General features: G+C 31.2%; 26 protein-coding genes. 19 read left to right on the top strand and 7 right to left on the bottom strand.

All coding sequences use genetic code 11. The annotated features are described in order from the left end of the window. Positions 1-154 precede the first annotated feature (154 nt). The 3 genes from RBH29_RS07620 to RBH29_RS07610 form a co-directional block, all read right to left on the bottom strand. On the bottom strand, positions 155-1,216 hold the full coding sequence (locus RBH29_RS07620) for a cellulose-binding domain-containing protein (RefSeq protein ID WP_306696182.1): 1,062 nt from the start codon (positions 1,214-1,216) through the stop codon (positions 155-157). Positions 1,217-1,449: 233 nt separating this feature from the next. Beyond that, complete coding sequence (locus RBH29_RS07615; protein ID WP_306696181.1) at positions 1,450-2,016, bottom strand: chromate transporter; 567 nt, start codon at positions 2,014-2,016, stop codon at positions 1,450-1,452. 46 nt (positions 2,017-2,062) lie between these two features. Then, positions 2,063-2,623 (bottom strand): chromate transporter, encoded by a 561-nt coding sequence (locus tag RBH29_RS07610; protein ID WP_306696180.1) that lies wholly within the window; start codon positions 2,621-2,623, stop codon positions 2,063-2,065. A 332-nt stretch (positions 2,624-2,955) separates the two neighbouring features. On the opposite strand from RBH29_RS07610, the gene RBH29_RS07605 reads away from it, so the two are divergent. From RBH29_RS07605 to RBH29_RS07580, 6 genes are all read left to right on the top strand, one after another. Further along, a complete protein-coding gene (locus RBH29_RS07605) occupies positions 2,956-3,408 on the top strand; it encodes a PspC domain-containing protein (RefSeq protein ID WP_306696179.1) in 453 nt (150 codons plus the stop codon). Beyond that, the gene (locus tag RBH29_RS07600) at positions 3,405-4,328 is read left to right on the top strand and encodes a toast rack family protein (RefSeq protein WP_306696178.1); all 924 of its coding nucleotides are present in this window, start codon (positions 3,405-3,407) and stop codon (positions 4,326-4,328) included. The genes RBH29_RS07605 and RBH29_RS07600 overlap by 4 nt, the downstream gene beginning before the upstream one ends. 214 nt (positions 4,329-4,542) lie before the next feature. Beyond that, positions 4,543-5,103 (top strand): RNA polymerase sigma factor, encoded by a 561-nt coding sequence (locus RBH29_RS07595; protein WP_306696177.1) that lies wholly within the window; start codon positions 4,543-4,545, stop codon positions 5,101-5,103. Then, positions 5,100-6,023, top strand: a complete 924-nt coding sequence (locus tag RBH29_RS07590) for a zf-HC2 domain-containing protein (RefSeq protein WP_306696176.1) — start codon at positions 5,100-5,102, stop codon at positions 6,021-6,023. The genes RBH29_RS07595 and RBH29_RS07590 overlap by 4 nt, the downstream gene beginning before the upstream one ends. Before the next feature lie 324 nt (positions 6,024-6,347). Further along, positions 6,348-6,677 carry a YtxH domain-containing protein gene (locus RBH29_RS07585; RefSeq protein WP_306696175.1) on the top strand — a complete coding sequence of 110 codons (330 nt, stop codon included), beginning with the start codon at positions 6,348-6,350 and terminating at the stop codon, positions 6,675-6,677. Between the two features lie 179 nt (positions 6,678-6,856). Beyond that, entirely contained in the window at positions 6,857-7,234 is a 378-nt protein-coding gene (locus RBH29_RS07580) for a hypothetical protein (protein WP_306696174.1), read from the top strand. 133 nt (positions 7,235-7,367) lie between these two features. Here RBH29_RS07580 and RBH29_RS07575 read toward each other — a convergent pair whose 3' ends face one another. Beyond that, a complete protein-coding gene (locus RBH29_RS07575; RefSeq protein ID WP_306696173.1) occupies positions 7,368-7,838 on the bottom strand; it encodes a chemotaxis protein CheW in 471 nt (156 codons plus the stop codon). Between the two features lie 432 nt (positions 7,839-8,270). Further along, a complete protein-coding gene (gene argJ, locus RBH29_RS07570; RefSeq protein ID WP_306696172.1) occupies positions 8,271-9,476 on the bottom strand; it encodes a bifunctional glutamate N-acetyltransferase/amino-acid acetyltransferase ArgJ in 1,206 nt (401 codons plus the stop codon). 566 nt (positions 9,477-10,042) lie between these two features. On the opposite strand from argJ, the gene lon reads away from it, so the two are divergent. Together lon and RBH29_RS07560 are read left to right on the top strand one after the other, a co-directional pair. Beyond that, a complete protein-coding gene (gene lon / locus RBH29_RS07565) occupies positions 10,043-12,478 on the top strand; it encodes an endopeptidase La (protein ID WP_306696171.1) in 2,436 nt (811 codons plus the stop codon). Between the two features lie 210 nt (positions 12,479-12,688). Beyond that, the gene (locus tag RBH29_RS07560) at positions 12,689-14,368 is read left to right on the top strand and encodes an MASE3 domain-containing protein (protein ID WP_306696170.1); all 1,680 of its coding nucleotides are present in this window, start codon (positions 12,689-12,691) and stop codon (positions 14,366-14,368) included. A 2-nt stretch (positions 14,369-14,370) separates the two neighbouring features. Here the strand turns inward: RBH29_RS07560 and RBH29_RS07555 are convergent, their stop codons facing one another. Further along, positions 14,371-14,916: a DUF6648 family protein gene (locus RBH29_RS07555; protein WP_306696169.1), complete on the bottom strand. Its 546-nt coding sequence runs from the start codon at positions 14,914-14,916 to the stop codon at positions 14,371-14,373. A gap of 239 nt (positions 14,917-15,155) precedes the next feature. Here RBH29_RS07555 and RBH29_RS07550 point away from each other — a divergent pair, with 239 nt between their 5' ends. Continuing rightward, a complete protein-coding gene (locus RBH29_RS07550; RefSeq protein ID WP_306696168.1) occupies positions 15,156-15,965 on the top strand; it encodes a PRC-barrel domain-containing protein in 810 nt (269 codons plus the stop codon). Here RBH29_RS07550 and RBH29_RS07545 read toward each other — a convergent pair. After that, positions 15,962-16,588: an adaptor protein MecA gene (locus RBH29_RS07545; protein WP_306696167.1), complete on the bottom strand. Its 627-nt coding sequence runs from the start codon at positions 16,586-16,588 to the stop codon at positions 15,962-15,964. The two genes, RBH29_RS07550 and RBH29_RS07545, sit on opposite strands and share 4 nt — an antisense overlap. Positions 16,589-16,770: 182 nt before the next feature. Between RBH29_RS07545 and RBH29_RS07540 the strand changes: the two genes are divergently transcribed. From RBH29_RS07540 to mgsA, 10 genes are all read left to right on the top strand, one after another. Next, positions 16,771-17,613: a hypothetical protein gene (locus tag RBH29_RS07540; protein WP_306696166.1), complete on the top strand. Its 843-nt coding sequence runs from the start codon at positions 16,771-16,773 to the stop codon at positions 17,611-17,613. Positions 17,614-17,881: 268 nt separating this feature from the next. Continuing rightward, positions 17,882-18,475: a Maf family protein gene (locus RBH29_RS07535; RefSeq protein WP_306696165.1), complete on the top strand. Its 594-nt coding sequence runs from the start codon at positions 17,882-17,884 to the stop codon at positions 18,473-18,475. A 30-nt stretch (positions 18,476-18,505) separates the two neighbouring features. After that, a complete protein-coding gene (locus RBH29_RS07530) occupies positions 18,506-19,528 on the top strand; it encodes a rod shape-determining protein (RefSeq protein WP_306696164.1) in 1,023 nt (340 codons plus the stop codon). A gap of 12 nt (positions 19,529-19,540) precedes the next feature. Further along, positions 19,541-20,368, top strand: coding sequence for a rod shape-determining protein MreC (gene mreC, locus RBH29_RS07525; protein ID WP_306696163.1), 828 nt, complete (start codon positions 19,541-19,543; stop codon positions 20,366-20,368). A gap of 30 nt (positions 20,369-20,398) precedes the next feature. Further along, the gene (gene mreD / locus RBH29_RS07520; protein WP_306696162.1) at positions 20,399-20,914 is read left to right on the top strand and encodes a rod shape-determining protein MreD; all 516 of its coding nucleotides are present in this window, start codon (positions 20,399-20,401) and stop codon (positions 20,912-20,914) included. 52 nt (positions 20,915-20,966) lie between these two features. Next, the gene (gene mrdA / locus RBH29_RS07515) at positions 20,967-23,090 is read left to right on the top strand and encodes a penicillin-binding protein 2 (RefSeq protein ID WP_306696160.1); all 2,124 of its coding nucleotides are present in this window, start codon (positions 20,967-20,969) and stop codon (positions 23,088-23,090) included. Between the two features lie 184 nt (positions 23,091-23,274). Further along, on the top strand, positions 23,275-23,958 hold the full coding sequence (gene minC / locus RBH29_RS07510; RefSeq protein ID WP_306696158.1) for a septum site-determining protein MinC: 684 nt from the start codon (positions 23,275-23,277) through the stop codon (positions 23,956-23,958). A 246-nt stretch (positions 23,959-24,204) separates the two neighbouring features. Continuing rightward, a complete protein-coding gene (gene minD, locus RBH29_RS07505) occupies positions 24,205-25,005 on the top strand; it encodes a septum site-determining protein MinD (protein ID WP_306696157.1) in 801 nt (266 codons plus the stop codon). Between the two features lie 13 nt (positions 25,006-25,018). Beyond that, positions 25,019-25,303 (top strand): cell division topological specificity factor MinE, encoded by a 285-nt coding sequence (gene minE / locus RBH29_RS07500; protein WP_306696156.1) that lies wholly within the window; start codon positions 25,019-25,021, stop codon positions 25,301-25,303. A gap of 18 nt (positions 25,304-25,321) precedes the next feature. Then, the gene (gene mgsA / locus RBH29_RS07495; protein WP_306696155.1) at positions 25,322-25,717 is read left to right on the top strand and encodes a methylglyoxal synthase; all 396 of its coding nucleotides are present in this window, start codon (positions 25,322-25,324) and stop codon (positions 25,715-25,717) included. The last annotated feature ends 225 nt before the right edge of the window (positions 25,718-25,942 follow it).

The following is a 25,942-nucleotide window of genomic DNA, read 5'->3' as shown; positions in this document are numbered from 1 at the left end:
CTAGGAAAGGTGATTTTAAATAAGTCTGTAAATTAAACAATTTTATCTTATTCTAAGACTCTACCTTCTATAAGGTGGAGTTCATTTTATAAATCTTCAGGTGGAGTTGAGTCTCCACCTGGAAGTCTCGATGTTTAGCTTTGGCTAAACGAGTTCACTCAATTTCACATTCTACTCCATTAAGATAAAAACTTCTAGGTAATCTATTTATACTTCTGTAACTCATATTAAAACCAAATGATACTTCTCCATTTGGAGGTATCACAACATTAGAGAACATAGATGAACTCCTTACCGTTACAGATGAACCACTTTGTGAATATCGTGCATTCCAAAGATGATCAATTTTCTGATCATTAGGGAAATTCCAACTTAGAGTCCAACCATCCACAGTGGAGGAAGTATTGTTTTTAATTGTAACATCAACAGTTGCACCATCTCCCCAGTCATTTTGTATCTCATATGATACTGAATAATTTCCATCTTGAGGAGCATCAGTAGGTGTAGGTTCAGGTGTAGGTGTAGGTCTAGGTGTAGGTTCAGGCGTAGGTGTAGGTTCAGGTGTAGGTCTAATAGTAGGTGCAGGTCTAGGCGTAGATCTAGGAGTAGGTGTAGGTGTAGGTGTAGGTGTAGGTTCAGGTGTAGGTTGTGGAGTAGGTGTTATTGTAGGAGTGGGTTGTGGAGTAGGAGTAGGAGTTATTGTAGGTGTAGGTTGTGGAGTAGAAGTAGGTTCAGTTGTAGGTGTTGTTTCAGGAGTAGAATCATCATCAGAATCATCACCGGAATCTTCATCGGTATCATCATCAGAATCATCACTTGAATCATCACTGGAATCATCACTAGAATCATCACCGGAATCCTCATCGGTATCATCATCAGAATCATCATCGGAATCCTCATCAGAACCCTCAGCGATATCTTCATCGGAGTCCTCATCACCATCTATGATTTGTTTATCTTCTGAATCGTTTATATTAGAATCATCAATTGGTTCAGAATCAGATGGAACAGGGGTTGTAATATCATCAGAGACTGTTTCATCTTCAACATCTGATGATTCAGAGTTGTTTTTATTAACGGAAGTACTAGCATCAGAAGGACTTCTGTCATAGGTAATTGTAAAAGCTACTATGAAAGAAGTTACTGTAAGTAGTGCAATTAAAGAAGCAATAATAAACTTTTTTCTAAACTTAATATTATATAATAATTTTTTCATAAAAACACTAATGTATACTGTGAAAATAAATTATATTTCACAGAGCGTATACATATTATACCTCCCTTCAAATAAAGTGATATGTTTCCAATATAATTATTATACCTCCTTTAATAATATAGTATCATATAATAATTATACTAGGATTTTTGTTTTATTACAATAAAATGTTTAAAGAATGGGTGTATCTCTGACATGATGAGTTTAAAAAAATTTTTGGTTTATGGTGTGAGTTAAAAAATTATAATTCCCATCAAAGCAGATGCCAGTACAACTAATATTGGGTGAAGTTTAAACTTCAAGCAAGATATAAAAATCAATATAAAAATAATTGTACTTCTAATATCAAATTGAGACATAATTGTACGGGGATTAAAAAAATCAAAAATATTTTGTAGTTGAGTGTTTTCTTTTAATATAGAGGCTTGAGCCAAAAAGACTACTGCAGAAAAAATTAAACCAATGGTTACAGGGCGTATACCCTTTAAAATCCATTTTATTATTTGGTTTTCTTTAAATTGAGCAAAATAATGGGCAATTACAATCATAATAATAAATGAAGGAAGAGATACCCCTATAGTTGAGGTTATTGCACCTAGAATTCCAGAAGTACTCATGCCAGCATAAGTTGCCGTGTTAGTAGCAATTGGACCAGGAGTCATTTGAGATACAGCAATAATGTCTGCAAATTCTGTGGCACTTAGCCAGCCATGAGATTCCATTTCAGCCTGTATGATGGATATCATTGCATATCCGCCTCCAAAACTAAATAGTCCTATTGTGAAAAAAACTTTAAACAAAGTTAAATAGATCATGTTAAAAACCTTTCATAATTATATTTTAGATTCACCATAATTTGCGACGACATTTCAGGTATCCAAGAAGACCTAAGACCCCACCAGCGATTATAGTGAAAATTGGATGAATATTAAAAAGCACTATAAGTATAAATGCGATTATAGCAATTAAAACAGAAATATAACCTTTTAAAGCTGATTTAGCAAGTCTAATAGCAGTAACTAAAATAAGAGCAGTTACCCCAGCTCTTATGCCTGCAAAAACTTTTTGCATGTATATGTTATCTCTTAAACTTAATAATAAGTGAGAGATTAAAAGTATTATTAAAAAAGAAGGGAGGGTTACACCTAGTGCGGCAAAAAAGGCACCTTTAATTCCAGCTTTTTTGAATCCGATAAACACTGAAGAATTTATTGCAATTACCCCAGGAACAGATTGAACTATTGCAAGCATATCAACAATTTCTTTTGTATCTACCCATTTTTTATTTTCAACAACTTCTGTTTCTATCAAGGGAAGCATTGCATAGCCACCCCCTATTGTAAATGCACCTATTCTAAAAAAAGTTATAAAAATCTCAAAACATTCCAAAAAACTTTCTTTTTTCATATTGTATAACCTACCTTAGCCTTTACATTTTCTGTTATATTTATCTTATTCTAAGACTCCGCCTGAAGCCTCGATGTTTAGCTTTAGCTAAACGAGTTCGCTATTTAAGAGAATTAAAAAAGTGATGTAATTTATATGGCAGCCTCTCCTAAATAATAATAACAGTAATTAACCGTTTTATAAAGTAAAAAAAATTTTATTTAAATAATAAGACTTTTTAAAAAGGCATTCGTATTATAAGATATACAAAACAAAATTACTGTATAAACAATTTAAAAAATCACATAAAGAATATTTTGGAAATAAAAAAACCAACTAAAGGAGGAAACATTATGGGAAAAAAGATCACTCGCTCTAGGAAAAATAAAGTTATAGAAGGTGTCTGTGGGGGGATAGCAGAATATTTTGATATTGACCCTACCATTGTAAGGCTTGGATTTGTAATTTCAATGTTTTTTGGAGGAACTGGTATTATTGCGTATATTGTTGCAGTAATTGTCATTCCTATGGAAGATAAATACGTTCCTGAAAACTTTTACAATGAAAAAGAGGAGTTTAAAACAGTCTATGATGAAGAAAAAGATTTTAGCACAACCATGGAAGATAGTGAAGATGAATTTGAATCAGGTACTGATAGAAATAAAAAATTTATAGGTTTAGGTCTTATTGTTCTTGGAGGGCTGTTTTTATTAAGGGAGATTATTCCTTTAAGACTTGGTTTCCCAGCTTTACTAATAATAATTGGTTCACTTATTATTTTTAAAGGGGGGAGGAGTAGTTCATGAAAAAAAGTGGGATAGGTGCAGGGTTGTTTTTTATATTTATTGGAACTATTGTAATGTTGATGCAATTTGAAATTATAGATTTTTCAATTATATCTTTTGTAACTAGTAACTTAATTACAGTAATTGCCATGATACTTATAGTTTCAGGTATAAATACTATGTTTGATTATCACTTTGTAAAAATAATTACTTGGGTGGCTTTTTTTGCAATTATTATTATTCTAAGTCATCAATATTCCAAAAACGATGAATACAAAAGTTATGAAAATACCAATAAGTTTGAAATAGAAAGGAAAGATGAGACAGATTATGCGGAGTTAGATATTAATCTTGGAGCGGTTAAAGTTAATATTAACTCAACTGATGATAAGCTTGTTGAAGGGAATATTAATGGTTTGAATTTTAGAGAACCAGTGGTAAACTATGAAAATGACAATAAAAAAGCTAATGTAAAATTAAGTACACCTAGAAGGTTTTCATTTTTAAATATTGAAGATTTTTTCAACAGAAATAGCTCTGGAGTTGAAAATTCAAACTTACATTTAAATGAAGATGTATTATGGGATATAAACTTAAATTTAGGTGCGGTAGATACAAAGTTTGACATGTCAAATTTGAAAATTCAAAATTTAGAATTAAATGGCGGAGCAGGGAGCTTCAAGTTGATTTTAGGAGAAAGATATGAGAATACAAAAATAGATATTAATGCAGGAGCCTCAAGTTTTGATATTTATGTGCCGGAAGATTCCGGTTTAAAAGTGTCATCTACTGGTGTGTTGAATTCTTTGAAATTTAATGATATAACCTTGGAAGAAAAGGATGAATATTATGTATCAGATAATTTTGACGATGCTGAAAACAACATTGAAATAGATGTAAAGATGGGAGTTGGAAGCATAAAAATAAATGGTATTGAGTAGTGTCTAAAAAGAATTATTTCTATAAATTTTAGTTGTTCTGGTGATGGAAGTGAAATCGTTTAGCTAAAGCAAAACATCTAGGCTTCAGGTGGAGTTGATTCTCTACCTGAAGATTTATTTTGTATTACAAAAATAAATGAACCAATTAAGCTTTAGGTGCGTCATTATTATATAAAAGGATATAGAATGTGGAGTCTTAGAAGAAGGTAAAAGTTTGTTAAAAAACAGTAATGGAGGTGTGAAGGTGGAAATAGAAACTATCATTGAAGCTGCTAAAAATGGAGACAAAAAGGCATTTGAAATAATCGTTAAAAGATATCACAATGAGTTGTATTATACAGCTCTTGGAATAGTACGTTCTGGATGGGAGGCACTTGATATATGTCAGGAGACATTTATTAAAGCGTTTAACTCAATAAACAGATTGAAAGATACCACTAAATTTAAATCATGGATAAATAGAATTCTCATAAATAAGTGTAATGATTATTTTAGAAAAAATAAAAAAGTGGTTTACGTAGATTTTATTGAAGAAAGTGAAGGTTTTATTGAAGGTGGATGTGAGGAAAATATTGATTTGTTGAGAGCTCTGTCTACATTAAAAGACGATAGCAGAGTAGTTTTGACATTAAGATATTTTCAGGATCTTCCTTTAAAAGAAATAGCGACAATTTTGGATATACCTGAAGGAACAGTTAAGTCTAGAATAAGTAATGGACTTAAAGAGATGAGAAAATTAATGAAAACACCTTATGAAGAGGAGGGAAAAATATGAATTGTAACGACATTAAAAAATTAATGGAAGAGTATATAATGGGAGAATTAGACAAAGAAAACTGTAAAGACTTAGAAAAGCATATTAATGAATGTGATAGCTGCAAAAATGAATATGAAGAAACAAAGCAAGTGATTGGAGAGCTTCAAAACCTAAAAAAATCAATTAAAATAAAAGGGGATATATTGGATATGAACACGAAAAATATATTAAAAAGTACTAAACAAAAAAGGCATAATATAAAAAGGATGGTGTCAGGTATAGCTGTAGGGATGTTTATTATTATGTTTCTTTTTACAGGTTCTATTGTAGCATTTCCTACATTTGCATCTAATTATATACCTGAGCAGTTTCCTGTAATAAGGCAGTTTAACGAGGTTCAAAATAATTTTAATCTAGTAACTCGGGAGATTGAAGAAATAAAAAGGGAAAATAATAATATAAAGAGACAAAATGAAGAGATAAAGATGCAGAATGAAGAAATAAAATTAGAGAATGAACAATTAAAAAAGACTATTAAAGAAATTGAGGGAGAATCTATTCCAGAATACCAAACAAGTGAAGGAATTGGCTATAGTGATAATCAGAGAATACAAGAAATGGTAATTCGTTTTATCAAAGCACTATACAGTGGGGATACTGAAACAATGAAAAAAATGTGTACCGATGAATTTAGAAAAGAGTTAGAAGAAGAAAGAAGTGAGATTTTATTTAACAATAGAGGAGATTATGTGTATTCAGACAGTGAAAATCTTGTATTTACTCAGATTACAAATGTTGCTAAAGAGGGAGAAATGTATTTAGTTTTTGTCAGGTTAAATGATGGAAGTTATGAAGAGGTAGCAGATTATCAATTGAATTTTCATTTAGAAAAAATTGATGAAGAGTTTAGGGTATCAGTTGTAGAAAAGGATGCATAAACGTAAAAGAGCATATTTGAGGCTGCATCTTTTAAATAGGTGCAGTCTTTTTAACTGAAGTCTGGTAAAAGAGTAAAAGATTTTTCGAAAAATGTATATTTAAACGATTTGTTTTGTATTAGTATTTAAAAGTTTGTAAACACTGTGCAGAGCTAAATACATTAGTTTTATAGTGGGAAATGTATTTTTATATTGCACTGTTTATTGGTATGTAAAGCTTAAAAGCTGTATTATTACCATAAAATTACTAGGAATTTTCTCATAAATAAAGTATAATATTATTATGTAGATACATATAAAAAATATAACAGGAGGTGCTTTAAAATGCTTATAAAAGATTTACTAGAAAGCAAAAAAAGAGAAAAAGAAAAGGCCGAAAAAAGAAAAACAACAAAAAACGCTGCAATTGGCGCTGGAGTTGGAACGGCAGTTGGATTAGCTGCAGGGATGTTACTAGCACCTAAGTCCGGAAAAGAGACTAGAAAAGATATATCTGAAAATGCTAAAAAAACAGCTGACAAGGTATCTGAAGGTTCAAAGAAGGTAGTGGACAATGTTAAACATTCTGTAAATGATGTTAAAGAAAAAATTTCTAAAGCAAAATCAAAAAAGAATTGTGAAACTGAAGATTCTCCTAAAGAAACTAAAGAATAATTAGTATATTTGATGTTTTTCCAAAAAAGTTTGTTTTAAAACAAACTTTTTTTGGGAAAATTTTAATATTAAAAGTGGACAGGCTTTTCTATTTTTTTAAGTTTAAAAAAGAGTTTTACTAAATATAAAAAAATTGCCCAGTAATTGGTGAGGCATATAGACTAAAGAGGAGGCTTTTTATGTACTCGTTACAAGATTTTGGAACATTTGTGCTTTATTTTTTTGGTATACTTGCTATTATTGCAGTAATCATAGCAATAATAGCTTTAGCAAATGCTTTATTTAATATCAATAAACTTGTTAAGAGAGTGGACGGTCTTATTGAAAAAAATGAAGATAACATCACTGAAACTGTTGATAATGTTAATGAGGTTACTACCACTGTCAAGAATGGAGTGGATAGGGCAGAAGCAACTGTTGATGCTGTAGAAGAGTATATTTGTGAGACTATTATTACTGTTGGTGAGAAAACAGATAGCTTTTTTGATTTTATTAGCATTACAAAACAAATAATAAAAACTGTGTTCAAAATTTTCCCGTTCGATAAGAAGAAATAATACATAATAAAATTTTAGGGTATCTAGATTCTTCGATATAAAATCTTTTAATTTGTTCAAGGACTTTGAAAAAGGATGTGAGTTTTTAACTCACATCCTTTTTCAAAGTCTTAAAATAAGGTGAAAGTCCTAATTAGACAGTACAATGTACTTGTTTATCAATTACTTTATTAAGAAGCATATCAAGGTCTAGTAGAAGTAAGAGCTGACTATCATTTATTTTAGCTATGCCCTCAAGAAAACTTGAATCAAATTGGGATTCAAACTCAGATGGTGACATGATTTTCTCACTTTCAATTATTTTTATTTCATTTACCGAATCAACTATTAGTCCAACAAATTTAGAGTTTATATTCACTAATAATATTTTAGAATTTTCGTTACCACATTCTTCGTTATTTAAATTCTTTTTAGGTAAATTAAACATTTCTCTTAAGTTTAAAATGGTATAAACTTTATCTCTCAGATTTATAAGTCCTTCTATGCAAAGTGGAGTATTTGGAACTTTAAAAACTTCATGAATATTTATGATTTCTGTAACGTGGTTTATTTTGATTCCAAAGCTGATATTATTTAGATTAAAAACAACATACTGATCTGACATAATAATACCTCCAATGATATAATAGTTGCTACATAAAATTGGTATATTGATTAAAGTGTTTTGATATAAGTTAATATTTTGCTAATTAGTTTATATCAAGGTTAGATTTCAAGTGATATATTTTAGTGTATTAAGAAAAGTGAGATTAAGCTAATATACTACTTTAGAATAAAAAATAAAGGCAAGACCTATATATCTATTATACCAATTATACGAAAGATAGGCAATGAAAATTTTGTATATATTAAACATAAAGAAGAATATTCCAGAAGCTAAAGTTATGCAGATGTAAAGCCTGTAGATACTCCGCGGGCTCGAGCAAAACTCGCTAGTGCGTAGAAGATTGATTTCACTTTCCACGTAGTATTAACAGGCTCTACAACTTACTCCACAATGTTTCTTCCATATTTCATTCGCTGTACCCTTAAAACATCAAGACCGATAGCTTCCATTGATTTTAACATAGTCATAAGAAAAATCACATGTCCACATTCTATCTGAAAAGGTTCCTTTTTTTAGATTTACGTTAATTTGCACTTGGTCTTTTTCTAATATTTTTTTAGCTTCCGTCTCGTCAAAATTCAGTCCTGTACCGTTTCGACAAACCAGTAAGTCTCCTATTGAAATATCTATTAAATTAGAATCGAATTCTGCTCCAGAATACCCTGCTGCAGTTATTATTCTACCCCAATTTGCATCTTCACCAAAAATTGCTGTTTTTACAAGGGGGGATTTGGCAATTGAGCATACTGCCTTATAAGCATCATCTTCATTAGCAGCATTTTCTACAACAACTTCAATCAGCTTTGTTGCACCTTCACCATCTTTCGCAATCAATTGTGAAAGATTTTTACAAACGTATTCAAGAGCAGATTTGAAGGTGTTATATTCCATATCCTCACTTATAACTCCAGAATTTTCTGCTTCTCCATTTGCAAGCAAGAGAACCATATCGCAAACACTGGTTTCTCCATCTACTGAAACTCTGTTAAAAGTTTTTGGAACTACTTCTTTTAGTGCTTTATTTAAAAGTCCTTTTGAAATGTTTATATCAGTTGTTATAACACCAATCATTGTAGCCATGTTTGGATGTATCATTCCTGAACCTTTTGCAATAGCTCCAACCCTAACTCTTTCTCCTTGAATTTCTATATCCACAGCAGTTTCTTTTTCAATAAGGTCGGTAGTCATGATAGCTTGTGCTGCATCATGTGATCCTTCCGCAGATAAATTAGAAGAGGCAGCTCTAAGACCTGCACGTATTTTAGGCATATTTAGAGGCACCCCTATAACGCCAGTTGAACCAACTAAGATGTTTTCAGATTCGCAGTCTAAAAGTTGGGAAGAGAGCTGGGCAATTTCCTTTGCATTTTTTATTCCACCTTCTCCGTTACAGGCATTTGCGTTTCCACTATTTAAAACGATTGCTTTTGCATAACCATTTTTTATATGTTCCATAGTTAATTGCAGGGAATGCCCTTTGACTTGATTTTGAGTAAATACTCCAGCCGAAACTGCAATTTCATCTGAACATATAACTGCAAGGTCTTTATTTTTGTTATTTTTTACTCCGCAAGAAACTCCTGCAGCTTTAAATCCTTTTGGTGCTGTTACTCCACCTGGTATAACATTTGTCATATATTTCAACTCCATTTTTGTGCTTAAGAATGATATAATTATTCTTAAGCTTTAGATTTGTGCTGTTTCAAAAACTGAAACCAGCTATAAATAATACTTAACATGTAAATTATACATAAATTAAAATAACTATTCAATAAAACTTGTATATTTTTTAAAAGGGGAATATAGACCTATTTATATTAAGCATAAAATATAGTATAATCTAAGTATGCTTGAATATAAATTAAAAAAATATTTTTTGAGCATCCTTCGAGAGAACCATAGAGTTCCCTAGCGAAATTTCTTAATTTTTAAAGTTTTTAATACATTTTTGTTTTAGTCAAGAAGTGGTTACCTGATATTCCAAATAAAAATAATTGAAATAATGTTTTACTAAGGTTATAATAGTGAGGATTCAAGCTTTGATATTTAAGTAATTATCCAAAAATTGCTAGTGCTATTAAGGGTGTAGATATAAGTAGTTTAGTATTAAGGATTTTGTTTTCACAAGTATGCGTTTGAAATAAGTAGTAGTACAGTTATTGCAAGAGAAATACAAATTTTAAAAGTAAGGGGATGGTAAAATGTCTGGTGAAAGAAAAGTTGTAAAAAAGCAGGTGTTACCACTATTGCCTCTAAGGGGTTTGACAGTGTTTCCCCATATGATATTGCACTTTGATGTGGGAAGAGTAAAGTCTATTAAGGCTTTAGAAGAAGCGATGATCAATAACCAATTAATTTATTTGGTTGCTCAAAAGGATGCAAAGAATGATTCACCTGAAGAAGATGAAATTTACACCATTGGAACCATATGCAAAGTCAAACAGCTGTTAAAGCTTCCAGGAGATACAATAAGAGTTTTGGTTGAGGGTATAAGTCGAGCAGAAATATCTGAGTATACTCAGGTAGATCCTTTTTTCATGGCTGAAGTTGAAGAAAAGATTTATATTGATGATGAGGAAAGTCATGTTGAAATTGAGGCTCTAAAAAGAAGAGTATTATCAACTTTTGAAAATTATGCTAAGTTAAATAATAAAATATCACCTGAAACTGTTTTATCAATAATGAATATTGATGATCCAGACCAATTAGCTGATATAATAACGTCTAATCTTGTTGTAAAGGTTGAACAGAAACAGGAGATTCTTGATGAATTTCAACCAATTGTGAGGTTGCAAAAGTTATTTGAAATTCTTGTAAAAGAAATTGATATTATGCAAATTGAAAAGGATATTAATATTAAAGTCAGAAAGCAAATTGATAAAATGCAAAAAGAGTATTATTTAAGAGAACAGTTAAAGGCAATACAGAATGAATTAGGTGATAAAGACGGGGTTGCAGGTGAAGTTGAAGAATACAAAAAAAGATTAAAAGAAGGAAAATATGGTGAGGAAGTTGAGAAGAAAGTATTAAAAGAGTTAGATCGTCTTATTAAGATGCCTTCAGGATCTGCAGAAGGAGCTGTAGTCAGAACGTATCTTGATTGGTTACTAGACTTACCTTGGAATAATAAGACCAAAGAAATTATTGATTTAAAACGTGCAGAGGAAATCTTAGATGAGGATCATTATGGACTTGAAAAGGTAAAGGAAAGAATAATAGAATATCTTGCAATTAGAAAACTGAAAAAAGACCTTAAGGGACCTATTTTGTGCCTAGTAGGACCTCCAGGGGTAGGTAAAACATCAATTGCAAAATCCATTGGAAGAGCACTAAATAGAAACTATGTAAGAATGTCTTTAGGTGGTGTGAGAGATGAAGCTGAAATCAGAGGTCATAGAAGGACATATGTAGGTTCTATGCCGGGAAGAATTATTTCTGCACTTAAACAGGCAGGTTCAAAAAATCCTCTTATTCTTCTTGATGAAATAGACAAGATGAGCAGTGATTTTAGAGGTGACCCGTCTTCAGCTATGCTTGAAGTGTTGGACGGAGAACAAAACTTTGCATTTAGAGATCACTATTTAGAACTTCCATTTGATTTGTCAGATGTTTTATTTTTGACTACTGCCAATAATCTTGATACTGTTCCAAGACCTCTTTTAGACAGAATGGAAATAATTCACATTTCCAGCTATACAGAAGAGGAGAAGGTGAATATTGCCACAAGGTTTTTGTTTCCTAAACAAATTAAGGAACATGGTCTTAAAAAGGGAAATGTAAGAATTGATGAAAAGGCAGTACGCGAGATAATAAATTGTTATACAAGAGAGTCAGGAGTAAGAGGATTAGAAAGGCAAATGGCAAGTGTTTGCAGAAAAGCAGCTAAAAAACTTGTATTGTCAAATCAAAAGACAGTAAAGATTACTGCACCTAATATTGAAAAGTATTTAGGAACGAAAAAGTACAAATACGATTCTGCAAATGAAAAAGATGAAACTGGTATTGCAACTGGCTTAGCATGGACTCCAGTAGGTGGAGACACTTTATCTATAGAAGTAACATTAATGGAAGGTGCTGGGAAGTTAGAACTTACAGGACAATTAGGAGATGTTATGAAAGAATCTGCAAGAGCTGCAATGAGTTTTATACGCTCAAAGATAGAACTATATAAAATTGACAAAGATTTTTATAAAAAGTATGATATTCACATTCATGTTCCTGAAGGAGCTATTCCAAAGGATGGACCTTCAGCTGGTATAACGCTGGCTACTGCTATGGTTTCAGCACTCACAGATGTTCCTGTTAAGAAAAATGTGGCTATGACAGGTGAAATAACTTTAAGAGGTAGAGTTTTACCAATAGGAGGACTTAAAGAAAAAGTATTGGCAGCTCATAGAGCAGGTATAGACACTGTTATTTTACCTGGTGATAACAAAAAAGACTTAGATGAAATCCCTGAAAATGTTAGTGAGAAAATAAAATTTGTTATTGCAGAAGACATGGAAACAGTGTTAAAGACAGCTCTTGTGAAGAAGAAAACAAAATACAAAAACAAAGGTGTACAGAAAGAAGAGAAAGTAATTATAGATAAAGAAAGTGGAATAGACAATTTAGACAATCCAGTAATAGAACAGTAGATATACGTATTTAAAAAGCTTGATATCGAAATGTTAACTTTTTAGAATATTAGGGTTTATAAATTAGATAAATTTAAAAAGTCAGAGTATAGAGTTTAAAAAGTTTTTGTAAATTTCTATACTCTGCTTTTTTTCTTGCATTTTGAGAGAATAAAGTGTTAAAATAAATGAAAGCTAAATAAAAATAACTTGTGTGAGTATGTGAGGACAATGTTAAAAAAAATATCAAAAATTTTTACTAAATACAAGCAATATATTATATTAATAATTACTGGACTTGCTGCATTTTCTCTTTTTGAAATAGTTGGACTTTTTGAAGAAGAATTTGAACAGATTATGAGTATAGCTAATTATTTGACATGGCATTATTTGTTTGAGTTTATTAGCATACTTGTTTCATTTTCAGTGTTTGTAGTATCTTACTATACTTATGATCAAACCCGTAATTTAAGGACGGTTTTTTTAGGAAGTGTTTTTTTTACCATAGCGATGGTAGATATGTTTCATACACTGAGCTTTAAAGGTATGCCGGACTTTTTTATAGAAAATATAGGTGCAAATAGATCTACTACTTTTTGGATTATAGCAAGATTTATTTCATCAATCGGTTTTTTAATTGCAACTATTATTCCACCAAAACAAAAATCTAAAATAAGAAAAGAAGTATTTTTAATTGTTCCCATGTTTATAAGTGTTTTTTTTCTTGTCACAGTCACTTATTACCCAAATTTGTTTCCACCTATGTTTGTAGATGGACAAGGGCTTACCAGTTATAAAATATATTCAGAGTATGTAATAATATTATTGTTTGCCGTTGCAACTTTCAGGTTGATAGCAGAATATAAAAAGGGAAAAGATCGCGTGATTTTTCTTTTTGCCATATCTTTAATTATAAGCATATTTAGTGAAATAGCATTTGTGTTGTATGTAAGCGTATATGACATTTATAATTATTTAGGACATATATATAAATTTATTGCATTTTTTATTATTTTTAGAGCTATTTTGATTAGCAGTATAAAAAAACCGTATCTTCAATTGTATACAGCCAAACAAAAACTTAAAGATCATGCAGAAAATTTGGATAATATAGTTAATGAAAGAACCAATGAAATAAAAAAGCTAAATAATAAACTTTTAAATGATTTGAAATATGCAAGAAACATTCAAAAATCTATGTTTTACTTTAAGGAGCCTGAAAATAAGAATATTTCTTTTGAAGTCAGATATGTTCCGGCTGAGAGGGTAAGCGGAGACTTTTATAGTATTTTCAAAATTGATGAGGACAATATGGCATTTTATATTGGGGATGTATCGGGACATGGAGTTCCGGCAGCTATGCTTACTGTTTTTTTAAATCAGACAATTAGATCTTTATTGGATTTAAACAATACAAAGAATAATTTAAGTCCTTCAAGTATTTTAGACGATACATATAAAGCTTTTAACAAGACAAATTTTGGTGATCATGTATATATTGTTATGTTGTTTGGAATATATAATATGAAAACAAATGAATTAAAGTGGTCTTCGGCAGGACATAATACAGAGCCATTGATTATAAAGAAAAATGGTGAAATACAAGAGATTGAAATAAAAGGATTTCCTATATGTAAGTTAATTGAATTTTACAGTGAAAATTATAAAGATTATAAAATAAAGATTGAGCCTAGTAACAAAATAATGTTTTATACAGATGGTATTACAGAAGCAAGAAATGCTTCTAGAGAGTTTTATGGAGAGGAAAGATTAAAAAAAGTACTAAAGGACAATTCTAATAACTCTGTAAAGGATATGGCAGATGCTGTATGTGATGGAGTTTTTGAATTTATGGAAAATAAAAAGATACAGGATGACATTACATTTTTTATTATGGAAGCAAGAGAGTAATTTTAGTATTTTTGATTAATATAGCTATCTACAAGAGAACGTCTTTCTTCAAAAGAAAATACATTTTCATCTATAAGCATATTTAATAATACTTTATTCTTAGAATGAAGTATTATGTCGTCATAGTCCTTTAAGACAATTTCAAATAATTTTTTTTTGAGGTTTGATGATTTCACTTTTACATAATAGGCATCTACTCCACAAAAATCAATGAGTTTTAAAAGCTTTATTGTTACATTATCCTTTTTTGAATAAAAGTGGTTGGACAATTCTAAAAAATCATATCGACCTTCGTTTCTTTTACCAAGGTTATGAGCTTTTTTTTGATAATATTTTGCCAGCACATTGTAATATTGATAATTATAGATAGCTTTTTTAACGTTATCTATTTTGCTAAAAGGTTTTATATCCAGTGCTGTTATACATCTGTAATTTTCTTCAATAAATTCTTCTTTTGATAAGTCTCCCTTTGAATATTGTTGTATTAGACTGTTTCTATTTGATAAAAATTGTTCAAACTTATTAGGTATAATCTTTTTAGGCGACATTGTTATCCAACCAATCCATAATTATTATATTCATAAGTATAAGGATGCATGCCATTTCTATTAACGTTTGTTATACACACCTTAAGTATAATATAGATTATATAAAAAGTGCTGTCAAGGCATGGATGTTATTCACATCTCTCAAAATTATTAAAAAAAATGTTTTTTTGCAGGATTTGAGAATAGATATATAGAATAGTGGTTTAATAGAAAAAAGTGTTAAAGGAGTATGCCGATAGATGAAAAAAACACAAGAAATATTAGGTTTGCCTGTTATTGGTGCTTTAGAAGGGATGGAAGTTGGAAAGGTTAAAAAATTAATTGTAAATCCAAAAAAAAACTCTATTGACTACATTCTTGTTGAAAGTGAAAGTCAGATTTTTAGTTCAAAAGTGATAACTGTAGATGATATTATAGGGATAGGGCAAGATGCTTTAACTATTAAGGGTGAAGAAGTAGTAAAAGATTTAAGTGAATTTCCCTTTGCAATAGATTTATTGAAGGAAAATATTCAGGTGTATGGTGTTAGGATACTTACTCAAAAGGGAAGGCTTATTGGTGAAATTGAAGATATATATATTGATGAGGACAAAAGCTGTAAAGTAGCTGGAATTGAGTATATATCTGATATTATTCAAAATAAAATTAGCATTATACCAAAAGCTAGTATAATTGCTTTTAGAGATAATTTTGTTTTAGTAAAGGAAAATGTTGAAAATTCTCTTGTTGAAGATATAAGTGACTTATGTACGAAAAAAAACAGCTCAAAAGATGAGACAAACCTTATAAAAAACAAAGATAAGTCTACAACTGATGATATTTCCATAGAAGGCAAAATTATAAAAGAGCAGTCAAATTCATATAATTCATCAAGCTTGTTTGAACAAAGATACAGACAATATCTAAATGGCAGAAAGGCCACAAAGACAATCAAAACCGATAAGGGGTCAATAATTATAAGTGATGGCAACACAATTACTGATGAAGTAATTGAACAGGCTCAAAAGTGTGGAAAACTTATTGAACTAGTAATGAACAATAGAGGCTAAAAGTAAGCTATAATTGATTCTATAGCTGTGCAGTCAATGATTTTTACTGCATGTTCATTTAAGTACCCTTCATAGAAATAGGTTTTTTTAACTTTTTGTCCGTATTCATTTAAAATTAAATCAAATGCATCTAAGTTGTCTACCGACCATGAATTCTTAGTCAATAAAATATAATAAACGTCTTTTAGCTTATATAAGGTGCTTTCGCCAGAATAGGTTTTATACAACCTATTGCATAGAAGACACAAATTGTCAAAATCATCAAAAGCATAAATAACTATAGAAGAGCATACTTTTTTGGTTTTCTTTTTAACTCTAAGATCTGTTTTTTTGAATCTATTTTTAATGTATTTGTGAATAGATTCAAACTCACCATCTTCATCCATTTTAGTTATTAATATGACAAAACCTTCATCAGCATCGGGAACAGCTTCGATACATAATTGAGAATCTGAAGCGGTGAAACCAAATTGTATTTCTGCTTGTTCCATCATGTCCCAGAATAATTCCTGTGTTTCAGGAGAATTATAGTTTAAAGAATTCAAATCGATATTTCTCTCTTCTAAATCGTTTAATGAAATTGTAACTTTAATTTTGTTATCGTTTATTCTTTCTATTTTCATTGGCCACCTCCGTTGTTTCTTAACATAATAGTATCCTATATATATATTATACTTGTTATTAGTAAAAAAGAGAAGTCCAAAAAGCATATTGATTAGATTTCCATAAAACTCAAATATAGGCTGTGTTATATACTTAAAATTATTCAAATAATAATACAAAATTAAAAATAGGAGGATATTTAATGTCTATAGATAATGTATCTATTAACCCAGAAAACAAAACAACAACGCCCGAAGTATTCTATAATGCAGATAAAGATTTTTATAAAGGTGCAGGCGGCGAATTGAGAATGAAAGCAGAAGCTTTGTTTAAAAAGGCAAAAGAGAAGGGAATATCAATTGAGGATGTATCTATTGATTTAGTAAAAGAAAACAAAGTAGATTTTCCTGGTATTGGCAAGCTTGAACTTCCTATTTATATGGTTAAAGTCAAGGGAAGGGATATGATTAATGGTCAAATTATTGTAGATGGAAAGCAAATTGATTATTATAATAGATATCAGAAATATATAGCACAAAAAATTGAGAAGAAAAATATATCTAAAGAAGAAAGAAATAATTCGGATTATTTATTAACTAATTGGGAAAAATTTAAAATAGGAAAGGAACTTATTGAAGATAAAGAATTTGGTTTGGAAAAGACAATAACAGGAGCTTGTGACAGAATTATAAGGAAATTAATGGGCGAAAATGACTGGTTATATCCTGAGGAAGCAAGACTTTTAGATGAAGAATTTTATTATGTTCAAGATAGCATTAAAAAAAATACTAAAAAGCAACTTAATAATGTCAGTAAAAAAGCTACAAAGAGACAAGTAGAATATCTTAAACAAAAATTAAAAAATGCAGGACTAAACCCTAATGATGAATCAGTGTTAAAGAGGATTTTTAAAGAGGCTGGTTTTAATAGTCTAGATGAAATAAGTGTAAGTGACATGAGCAAAATAATAGAGGGTTTAAACAATATAATTCCAAAGGTTAAAGAGCCAGTTAATAAGGGACAGAAAAATATAAGTGAACAATAATGGCTAAGAAATATTAATCGATTCTCATCTCCCAAAAACCGTTGAAACGTTGGGTTTTGCCATCGAGAATATGAAGTGTTTATAAGGCACTACTTAGCTGTAATAAAAAAATAACAACATTTAAATTCAAATTTTGTTGAAATAGGATAGTTTGTGTGATTATAATAGTATATGTGTCAGTTTATAATATTTATTTAAAAAGTTTATATGTTTTGAACTTTTGGTTTAAAAGAGATATTATATTTTAAGAGAGTAGTATGAGGTGATTATGATAAAAATAGTTTTAGCATCTTCATCGCCTAGGAGACGTCAGCTTTTGACTCAAATAGGCTTGGAGTTTGAAGTTATAAAACCTGATATTGATGAGACTAACAGTATGAATTTAGAAGCTGATGAATTGGTAAAATTTTTGGCATATGAAAAAGCTCATTTTGTAGCAAAAGATATATCGAAGAGTTTACCAAAAGATGAAAGGTGTCTGGTTATTGGTTCAGATACTGTAGTTGTAAAAGATAAGATTTTAGGAAAACCTAAAAACAATCAGGAAGCTTTTGAAATGTTAAAGCATATTCAGGGAAGCTGGCATAAAGTTATGACAGGAGTGGCTGTTATTGACGCTTTTGATATGAAGGGTATAAGTGATTTTGAGATAACTGATGTAAAAATAAAAGAGTTGTCTGACAATAGTATAAAGGCATATGTTGATTCAAAAGAACCTCTTGACAAGGCTGGTGCATATGGAATTCAAGGTTTGGGTTCAGTACTTGTAGAAAAAATCAATGGCTGTTATTTTAATGTTGTTGGATTGCCTTTAGCAAAGTTGGAAACTTTATTAAACAAATTTAAAGTTGATATAATATAACTGTTAATTGTACGAGAGGAGAATAAAAAAATGGCTATTTTTTCCAGGAGCATTGGAATAGATTTAGGTACGGCAAATACATTAGTTCAGGTAAGAGGAAAAGGAATTGTTGTAAGAGAGCCTTCTGTGGTTGCGATAAATAAAAGAACTGGAGAGGTGCTTTCAGTTGGTGATTCTGCAAAAAACATGATAGGAAGAACTCCAGGGGATATAATTGCAATAAGACCTATGAAAGATGGAGTTATAGCAGATTTTGATGTAACCCAGAGCATGCTTAAATATTTTATTAAAAAAGCAATGTCAAAGGGGATGATTGGGAAGCCACGAGTGGTTATATGTGTTCCATCAGGGGTTACAGAAGTGGAAAAGAGAGCAGTGGAAGAGGCATCAACTCATGCAGGAGCAAAGGAAGCATTTCTAATTGAAGAGCCAATGGCTGCGGCAATTGGGGCAAAACTTCCCGTTGAAGAACCATCAGGGAGTATGGTTGTAGATATTGGAGGAGGAACAAGCGAGGTTGCTGTGATTTCTCTTGGAGGTATAGTTACCAGCAAGTCTTTAAGAATTGCTGGTGATGAATTGGATGAATCTATTGTGCATTATATTAAAAAAGAATATAATTTAATGATAGGTGAAAGAACGGCAGAGGGAATAAAAATGGAAATAGGAGCAGCTTATCCGAAGGCTAAGGAAGAGTCTATGGAAATAAGGGGCAGGGACTTAATCACAGGTCTTCCTAAAAACATAATGATTACATCTACAGAAGTCTCTGAAGCATTGAAAGAACCTATAAATTCAATAATCGATTCAATAAAATATACCCTTGAAAAAACACCACCAGAATTAGCCTCAGACATCATGGACAGAGGGATTGTACTTACAGGTGGAGGAGCACTTTTAAGTGGTTTGGACAGGTTAATTAGAGGAGAAACTGGTATGCCTGTTTCTGTTGCAGATAATCCTTTAGATTGCGTAGTTCTTGGGACAGGAAGGGTTGTGGATGAAATAGAGACATTGAGGAAGCTTCTTATTTCTCCAAAGAAAATTAGATAGGGGGGATACCTCTTGATTAGATTATTCAAAAAAAAATCATTCTTACTGTTGCTTTTTACAGTTATTATTTTGATTGTGATAGGAATAACTTCAAGACCAAATAGCAGATTTAATTATCTGGGAAGTGCATTTAATTTTGTGATATCTCCATTTCAACAGTTTGCCAGTTACACTGGTGATAAAGTTGGAGGAGTGACAAATTACTTTGGTGATGTGGAAACCTTAAAAGAAGAAAATGATGAACTAAAAAAACGTGTTATTCAACTAGAAGATGAGGTAAGAGAACTTGAAGCTTTTCGCAAGAAAAATGAAGAGCTGAGAGAGGCATTGAATATAAAAGATCAGTTTAGTGATTTTGAGTTTTATGGAGCCAATGTAATAGCAAAAGATATTGGAAATTGGTTTAATGTCTTTACTATTAATGTGGGGATTAATGATGGTATAAAAGAAAATGACACAGTTATAACTCAAAATGCCCTTGTAGGAAGAGTGATGACAACAGATATAATGTCATCAAAAGTTATCTCTATTATTGATGTTGACAGCACAGTAAGTGCTCGCATAGTTAGAACAAGAGATTTAGTAGTGGTAAAAGGTGATTTGAGTCTTAAAGATGATGGTCTTTGTAGAATTGAATATATTGAACCCCATGTTGATATATCTGTAGGAGATACAATTGAAACATCCGGACTAGGAGGGATTTATCCAAGAGGAATTGTAATAGGAGAGGTAAAAGAAGTTAGACAGGTAAACAATCAACTAAACAGGTATGCGATAATTGAACCAACTGTTGATTTAAAAAGAATTGAAGAGGTGTATGTATTAAATAGAAAGTACTAATTTAAAGGGTATCAGGGATGTGGAGAATTGATGAGGGTAAAAATAATAGGATATACTTTGCTGGTATTTATATTTGCTTTGTTACAATCGACAGTTTTGGATTATTTTAAAATATCTAACGTAAAGCCGAATCTATTAATGGTGTTGATTGTGGTTGTGGCTTTTCAGGGCAATAACATTGAAGGGGCAATACTTGGATTTTTTAGTGGATTAATGCACGATGTAATTTCTGGAAGAGTTATTGGGCTTTATGCTTTGCTGGGATTATATCTTGGTCTTTGCATAGGTTCTTTAAATAAAAGGCTATATAAGGAAAATATTTTTGCAGTTATTTTTTTCATACTTGTGTCTACAGTAGTCTACGAATACAGTGTATATTTTTTTCATACGGTTTTTAGAAATAAATTAGAGTTGTTTTATCCATTAAGACATATAATTTTACCTGAGGCTTTATATAATAGCGTTGTTTCAATATTTATTTATATAATAGTTTATAAAATTAATGAGTGGTCTGAAACTTCTAAAAGATTATCGAGAAAATACTAAGCAATGCCTTAGAAATACGATAAAAACATTTCCATTGCGAGGGGGTGCAGTTGTGAATGAAAAAGCCAATCAAAGATATGTAATTATAATAATAGGTTTTCTATTAGCATTTATAGCAATTTTATTTCAACTTGTAAATCTTCAAATAGTTGATGGCAGAAAACATGAAGAAAGGTCTCAAAGAAGGATTATAAGAGAAAGAGAGGTAATTGCTCCAAGAGGAAATATTGTTGATAGAAATGGACTTCCAATAGCGGTGAATAGAACTGCTTATACTGTCCAGCTGGCAAGAACAGAAATGAAAAAACAGCAATTAGATGAAATGCTTCTTAGGCTTATAAATGTACTCGAAGAGCATAATGATGGTTTATATGAAAAAAATCTTGAAAAATATCTTACGTTTAATCCAATAGAATTTGGGTCTCGAAACAGCACAGAAGAGGCTTTGGAAAGATGGAAACAGGATATTATTAATAAAGAAGAAGATTTGGAAAAATTAGAAACTCCAGAAGATGTTTTTAATTTCTTACGTGAAGAGAAATTTTATATTGATGAAAAGTATTCAGATGAAGAAGCTTATAAAATTATGACAATTAGATATGATATGCTTATAAAAGGTTATTATGCTTCAACTCCTCTTTTAATTGCAAATGATGTTAATATGGAAACTGTAGCACAACTTGAGGAAAGACATTTTGAGTTTCCAGGGGTAATTATTGATAGTGTTCCACAGAGAAGATACATTGATGCAAGTTCTGTTGCTCACGTTTTGGGATATATCGGTGTTATAAGTTCAGATGAATATGCAAGGCTTAGAGATGAAGGTTATAAAATGAATGATATATTAGGAAAGACGGGAATAGAACGTACAGCTGAAAAAGATTTAAGAGGCATTAATGGACAAAAGAGAATTGAAGTGGATACAAATAACAGACTTACAAGGGAGCTTAGCAGTACCCCGGCAATTCCGGGCAATGACATTGTCCTTACAATTGATTCACGATTGCAAAAAGCTGCAATGGAATCTCTAGAGAGAAATATAGATAGAATTAATTCTCTTTCAGAAGAAGAGCCTGATAGATATTATGGTGATACGGAGGCAGGTTCTGTTGTTGCAATTGATGTAAATAGTGGTGAAGTAATTGCTATGGTAAGTTATCCAACATATAATCCTGATGCCTTTTTAGCAAATGATAAAGAGGCACAGCAGGTCAGAGCAAAGCTTAATAATCCTGATAATGGTGCTACTCCTTTGGTTAACAGATCGATACATGGACAATACATTCCAGGATCTGTATACAAACCCATTACTGCAATTGCAGGTGTTGAAACAGGTAAAATTTCTGAAGGTAGTGACATTATCAGATGCAGCGGTAGACATAATATAGGTGGATGGGATTTTGAATGTCTTAGCTATAGAAATTATGGAATTGTACACGGAAATTTAGATTTAATAGAGGCTATGGGAACTTCGTGTAATCTTTATTTCCACGAACTAGGAGTTGATTCAGGTATAGATAACATTGATGAATGGGCAAAGTACTTTGGATTAGGTGAACGAACTGGCATAGAATTACAGGGGGAAGAAGCAGGGATGAGAGCAAATAGAGAAACAAAAAGGCAACATAGAGGCGATGTTTGGAGACCAGCTGATACTGCACAGGCTTCAATAGGCCAATTTGACAATCTTTTTACGCCTTTGCAGATTGCAAATTTTACCAGCACCTTAGCTAATGGAGGAAAGAGGTATTCTCCCCATGTAATAAAAGAAGTGAGGAAACACGATGGTTCAATAGTGAGGCAGACAAATGTAGAATATGAAAATTTACCTTTGTCAGAGGGAACAATGGATTATTTAAATGAAAGTTTAAAATCAGTTGTAAATGAAAGTTATGGTACTGCATACAGATATTTTGTTGACTTTCCAGAGGATATAACTGTGGCCGGAAAAACTGGTACACCTGAGACAAGTGCAAGATCTTCAGATGCTTTATTTATTGCATATGCACCAGCTGATGATCCAGAAATTGCAGTTGCGGTGGTCATAGAAAAAGGTGTGTGGGGTTCTAATGCCGTTCCAGTTGCAGTTGATGTGTTAAAAGAATACTTTGGTATGAATAGCAATATTTTTCCTGAAGATAGAATTACAACAGACCAGGTTAGATTTACACGATAAAAACTCAGTTTTTTGAATCGTAGGAATTTATAGAAACTCTGATTTTGCAAATTCCTGTGATGGTTATTGGTAAGGGGATTGACCCTTGCCCCATTTAAAGGGGGGCTCAGGAATGTAATAATAAATATGTATATTGTGTTTTATGTGGTTTTTATAAAATGATATTTGATGGAGGATGTATAGAATGAGTGACAGTAGCGTTATTTTTAAAGGTTCATTAGATAGCTTAATTATAATTATGAACGAAGAGGAAGATTTTGAAACTGTTTTAAAGGGAGTAGAAGATAAGATTTCTTCTAGCGGAAAGTTTTTTAAAGGCGTTAACCTTAAAGTTAAGTATAGAGGTAAAAAGCTTTCAAAAGAAGAGGAAAACAAAGTATTTGAACTTTTAAAAAACAAAAGCGGGGCAGAGATTAAAAGTTTTGAAGAAGATACACAGGAGTATGTGCAAATAGAAAAGAAAAGTTCTCCAAAACCTCATTCAAAAATAAAGATGAGTAATTTTTATTTTAAGGGTTTAGAAGAGGGAATTACAAAATTTCACAAAGGAACAGTTCGCTCAGGACAATTAGTGCGTTTTGATGGCAATATAGTGGTTATTGGAGATGTTAATCCTGGAGGAGAAGTTATTGCAACAGGAAATGCAGTTGTAATGGGTTCTTTAAGGGGAATTGTACATGCAGGCTCTAATGGTAATAAGGAAGCAATAGTTGTTTCATTGAATTTACAACCGACTCAGTTAAGAATAGCAGATGTGATAACTCGTTCACCAGATGATAAACAGGTTGAAAATCAATTTATTCCTGAAATGGCTTATATAAAAGATGATTTTGTATATATAGATAGATACTTGCCTTCTAGAGGGTAGGGTTTATAAACTCAAAATTCATCAGGCTGAGCAGTAAAAAAATTTAAAATTTTAAAAAACAAATGAATACAAAAACATAAATGTGTAATTGACAAATTACTAAAAGAAATATATAGTTTAAGTGAGGGATAATAAAGTATTTATATTTTCTGAAAAACAAGTAAAAGTAATATTCTTTGAATTATAATGGATAGTATCTTTGAGCTTAACATTCTTAATTGATTACATGTTGGGAGGTAAAAATAAATGGGAGAGGTTATTGTAATAACTTCAGGTAAAGGGGGAGTTGGAAAAACAACTTCTACTGCTAATATTGGGACAGGCTTGGCACTTGAAGGCAAAAAGGTAGTTTTGCTTGATACTGATATAGGACTTAGAAATCTAGACGTTGTAATGGGGCTTGAAAACAGGATAGTGTATGACTTGGTTGATGTTGTTGAAGGAACATGCAGGTTAAAGCAGGCATTAATAAAGGACAAGAGGTATGCAGGATTGTTTCTTCTACCAGCAGCACAGACAAGAGATAAATCTGCTACCACTCCAGAACAGATGATTAAGCTATGTGAGGAATTAAAACAGGAATTTGACTATATATTGGTAGATTGTCCTGCTGGTATTGAACAGGGTTTTAAAAATGCAATTGCAGGTGCTGATAAAGCTATAGTAGTTACAACGCCAGAAGTTTCAGCTGTTAGAGATGCAGATAGGATAATTGGTCTTTTAGAAGCTAATGATGTTAGAAATCCTAAACTTCTTATTAATAGAGTTCGAAATGATATGGTTAAACGTGGAGATATGATGTCTATAGATGACATTATAGATATTCTTGCAATTGATCTTGTTGGTGTTGTTCCAGATGATGAAAAAATAATTGTATCTACAAACAGAGGGGAACCTGCAGTTACTGATAAAAAATCTCTTGCAGGAGAAGCTTATAGAGGAATGACAAAAAGGATTATGGGACATGATGTTCCATTGCTAAATTTAGAAGATGAAGAAGGGTTCATGTTTAGAATAAAAAAATTATTTGGGTTAAAGGCAAATTGAGAGGAGGAGACTTATGTTTTTGGATTTTTCAAAGATATTTGGCAAGTCTAAAAAGTCGAAGGATTGTGCTAAGGATAGGTTAAAATTGGTTCTAATCCATGACAGAGCGAATGTTTCTCCTCAGTTTTTAGAGATGGTAAAGGGAGAAATACTTAAGGTTATTTCAAATTACATGGATGTAGATGAGGACGCTTTAGATATTCAGATGACTAGGACAAAAGGCGAAGAAGGAGATAGAGTTGTTCCAGCTTTAGTGGCTAATATACCTATTAAGAAAGTAAAAGATAGTGGTAAATAGGTAGTTTGAAAGGATAATATGAATATTGCTTTAATTGCTCATGACAAGAAAAAAGAATTAATGGTTTCTTTTTGTATTGCCTATAAGAGGATACTCGAGGAGCATAATCTTTTTGCTACTGGAACTACAGGTTCTGTGATTATTGATTTTGCAGGTCTAAAAATAAGAAAATTCCTTCCTGGGGTAATGGGAGAACAGCAGATAGGAGCTAGAGCAACCTATAATGAATTGGATCTTGTTATTTTTTTTAGAGATCCATTGACTGCTAAATCTCATGAACCAGACATAAATTATCTGCTTAAATTATGTGATGTAAATAACATTCCTTTTGCTACAAACCTTGGGACTGCTGAGATGTTAATACGGGGTCTCGAAAGAGGAGATCTTGACTGGAGAGAAATAATTACCAAGTAAAATGCCTAACTGCTTCCAATAGTTGGTTAAAGGCTTGCTTTATTAATGCAAATTAAAAAGTTGTATAGGCATGTATGAAAAAGTAAATATAATTTTAATGTTCTTTACTTTGCTGTAAGGCATTAAAATAAGATTATTAAAAACCTCTTTTGTAAGAGGTTTTTTTGTAATAATTTATAAAATAAAAAATATAATTTATTGTAGTATAAATTTTTACTATAAGAG

The sequence above is a fragment of the Herbivorax alkaliphila genome (assembly GCF_030848475.1).
Lineage (GTDB): Bacteria > Bacillota > Clostridia > Acetivibrionales > Acetivibrionaceae > Herbivorax.
This window is presented reverse-complemented; position numbering and strand designations above follow the sequence as displayed.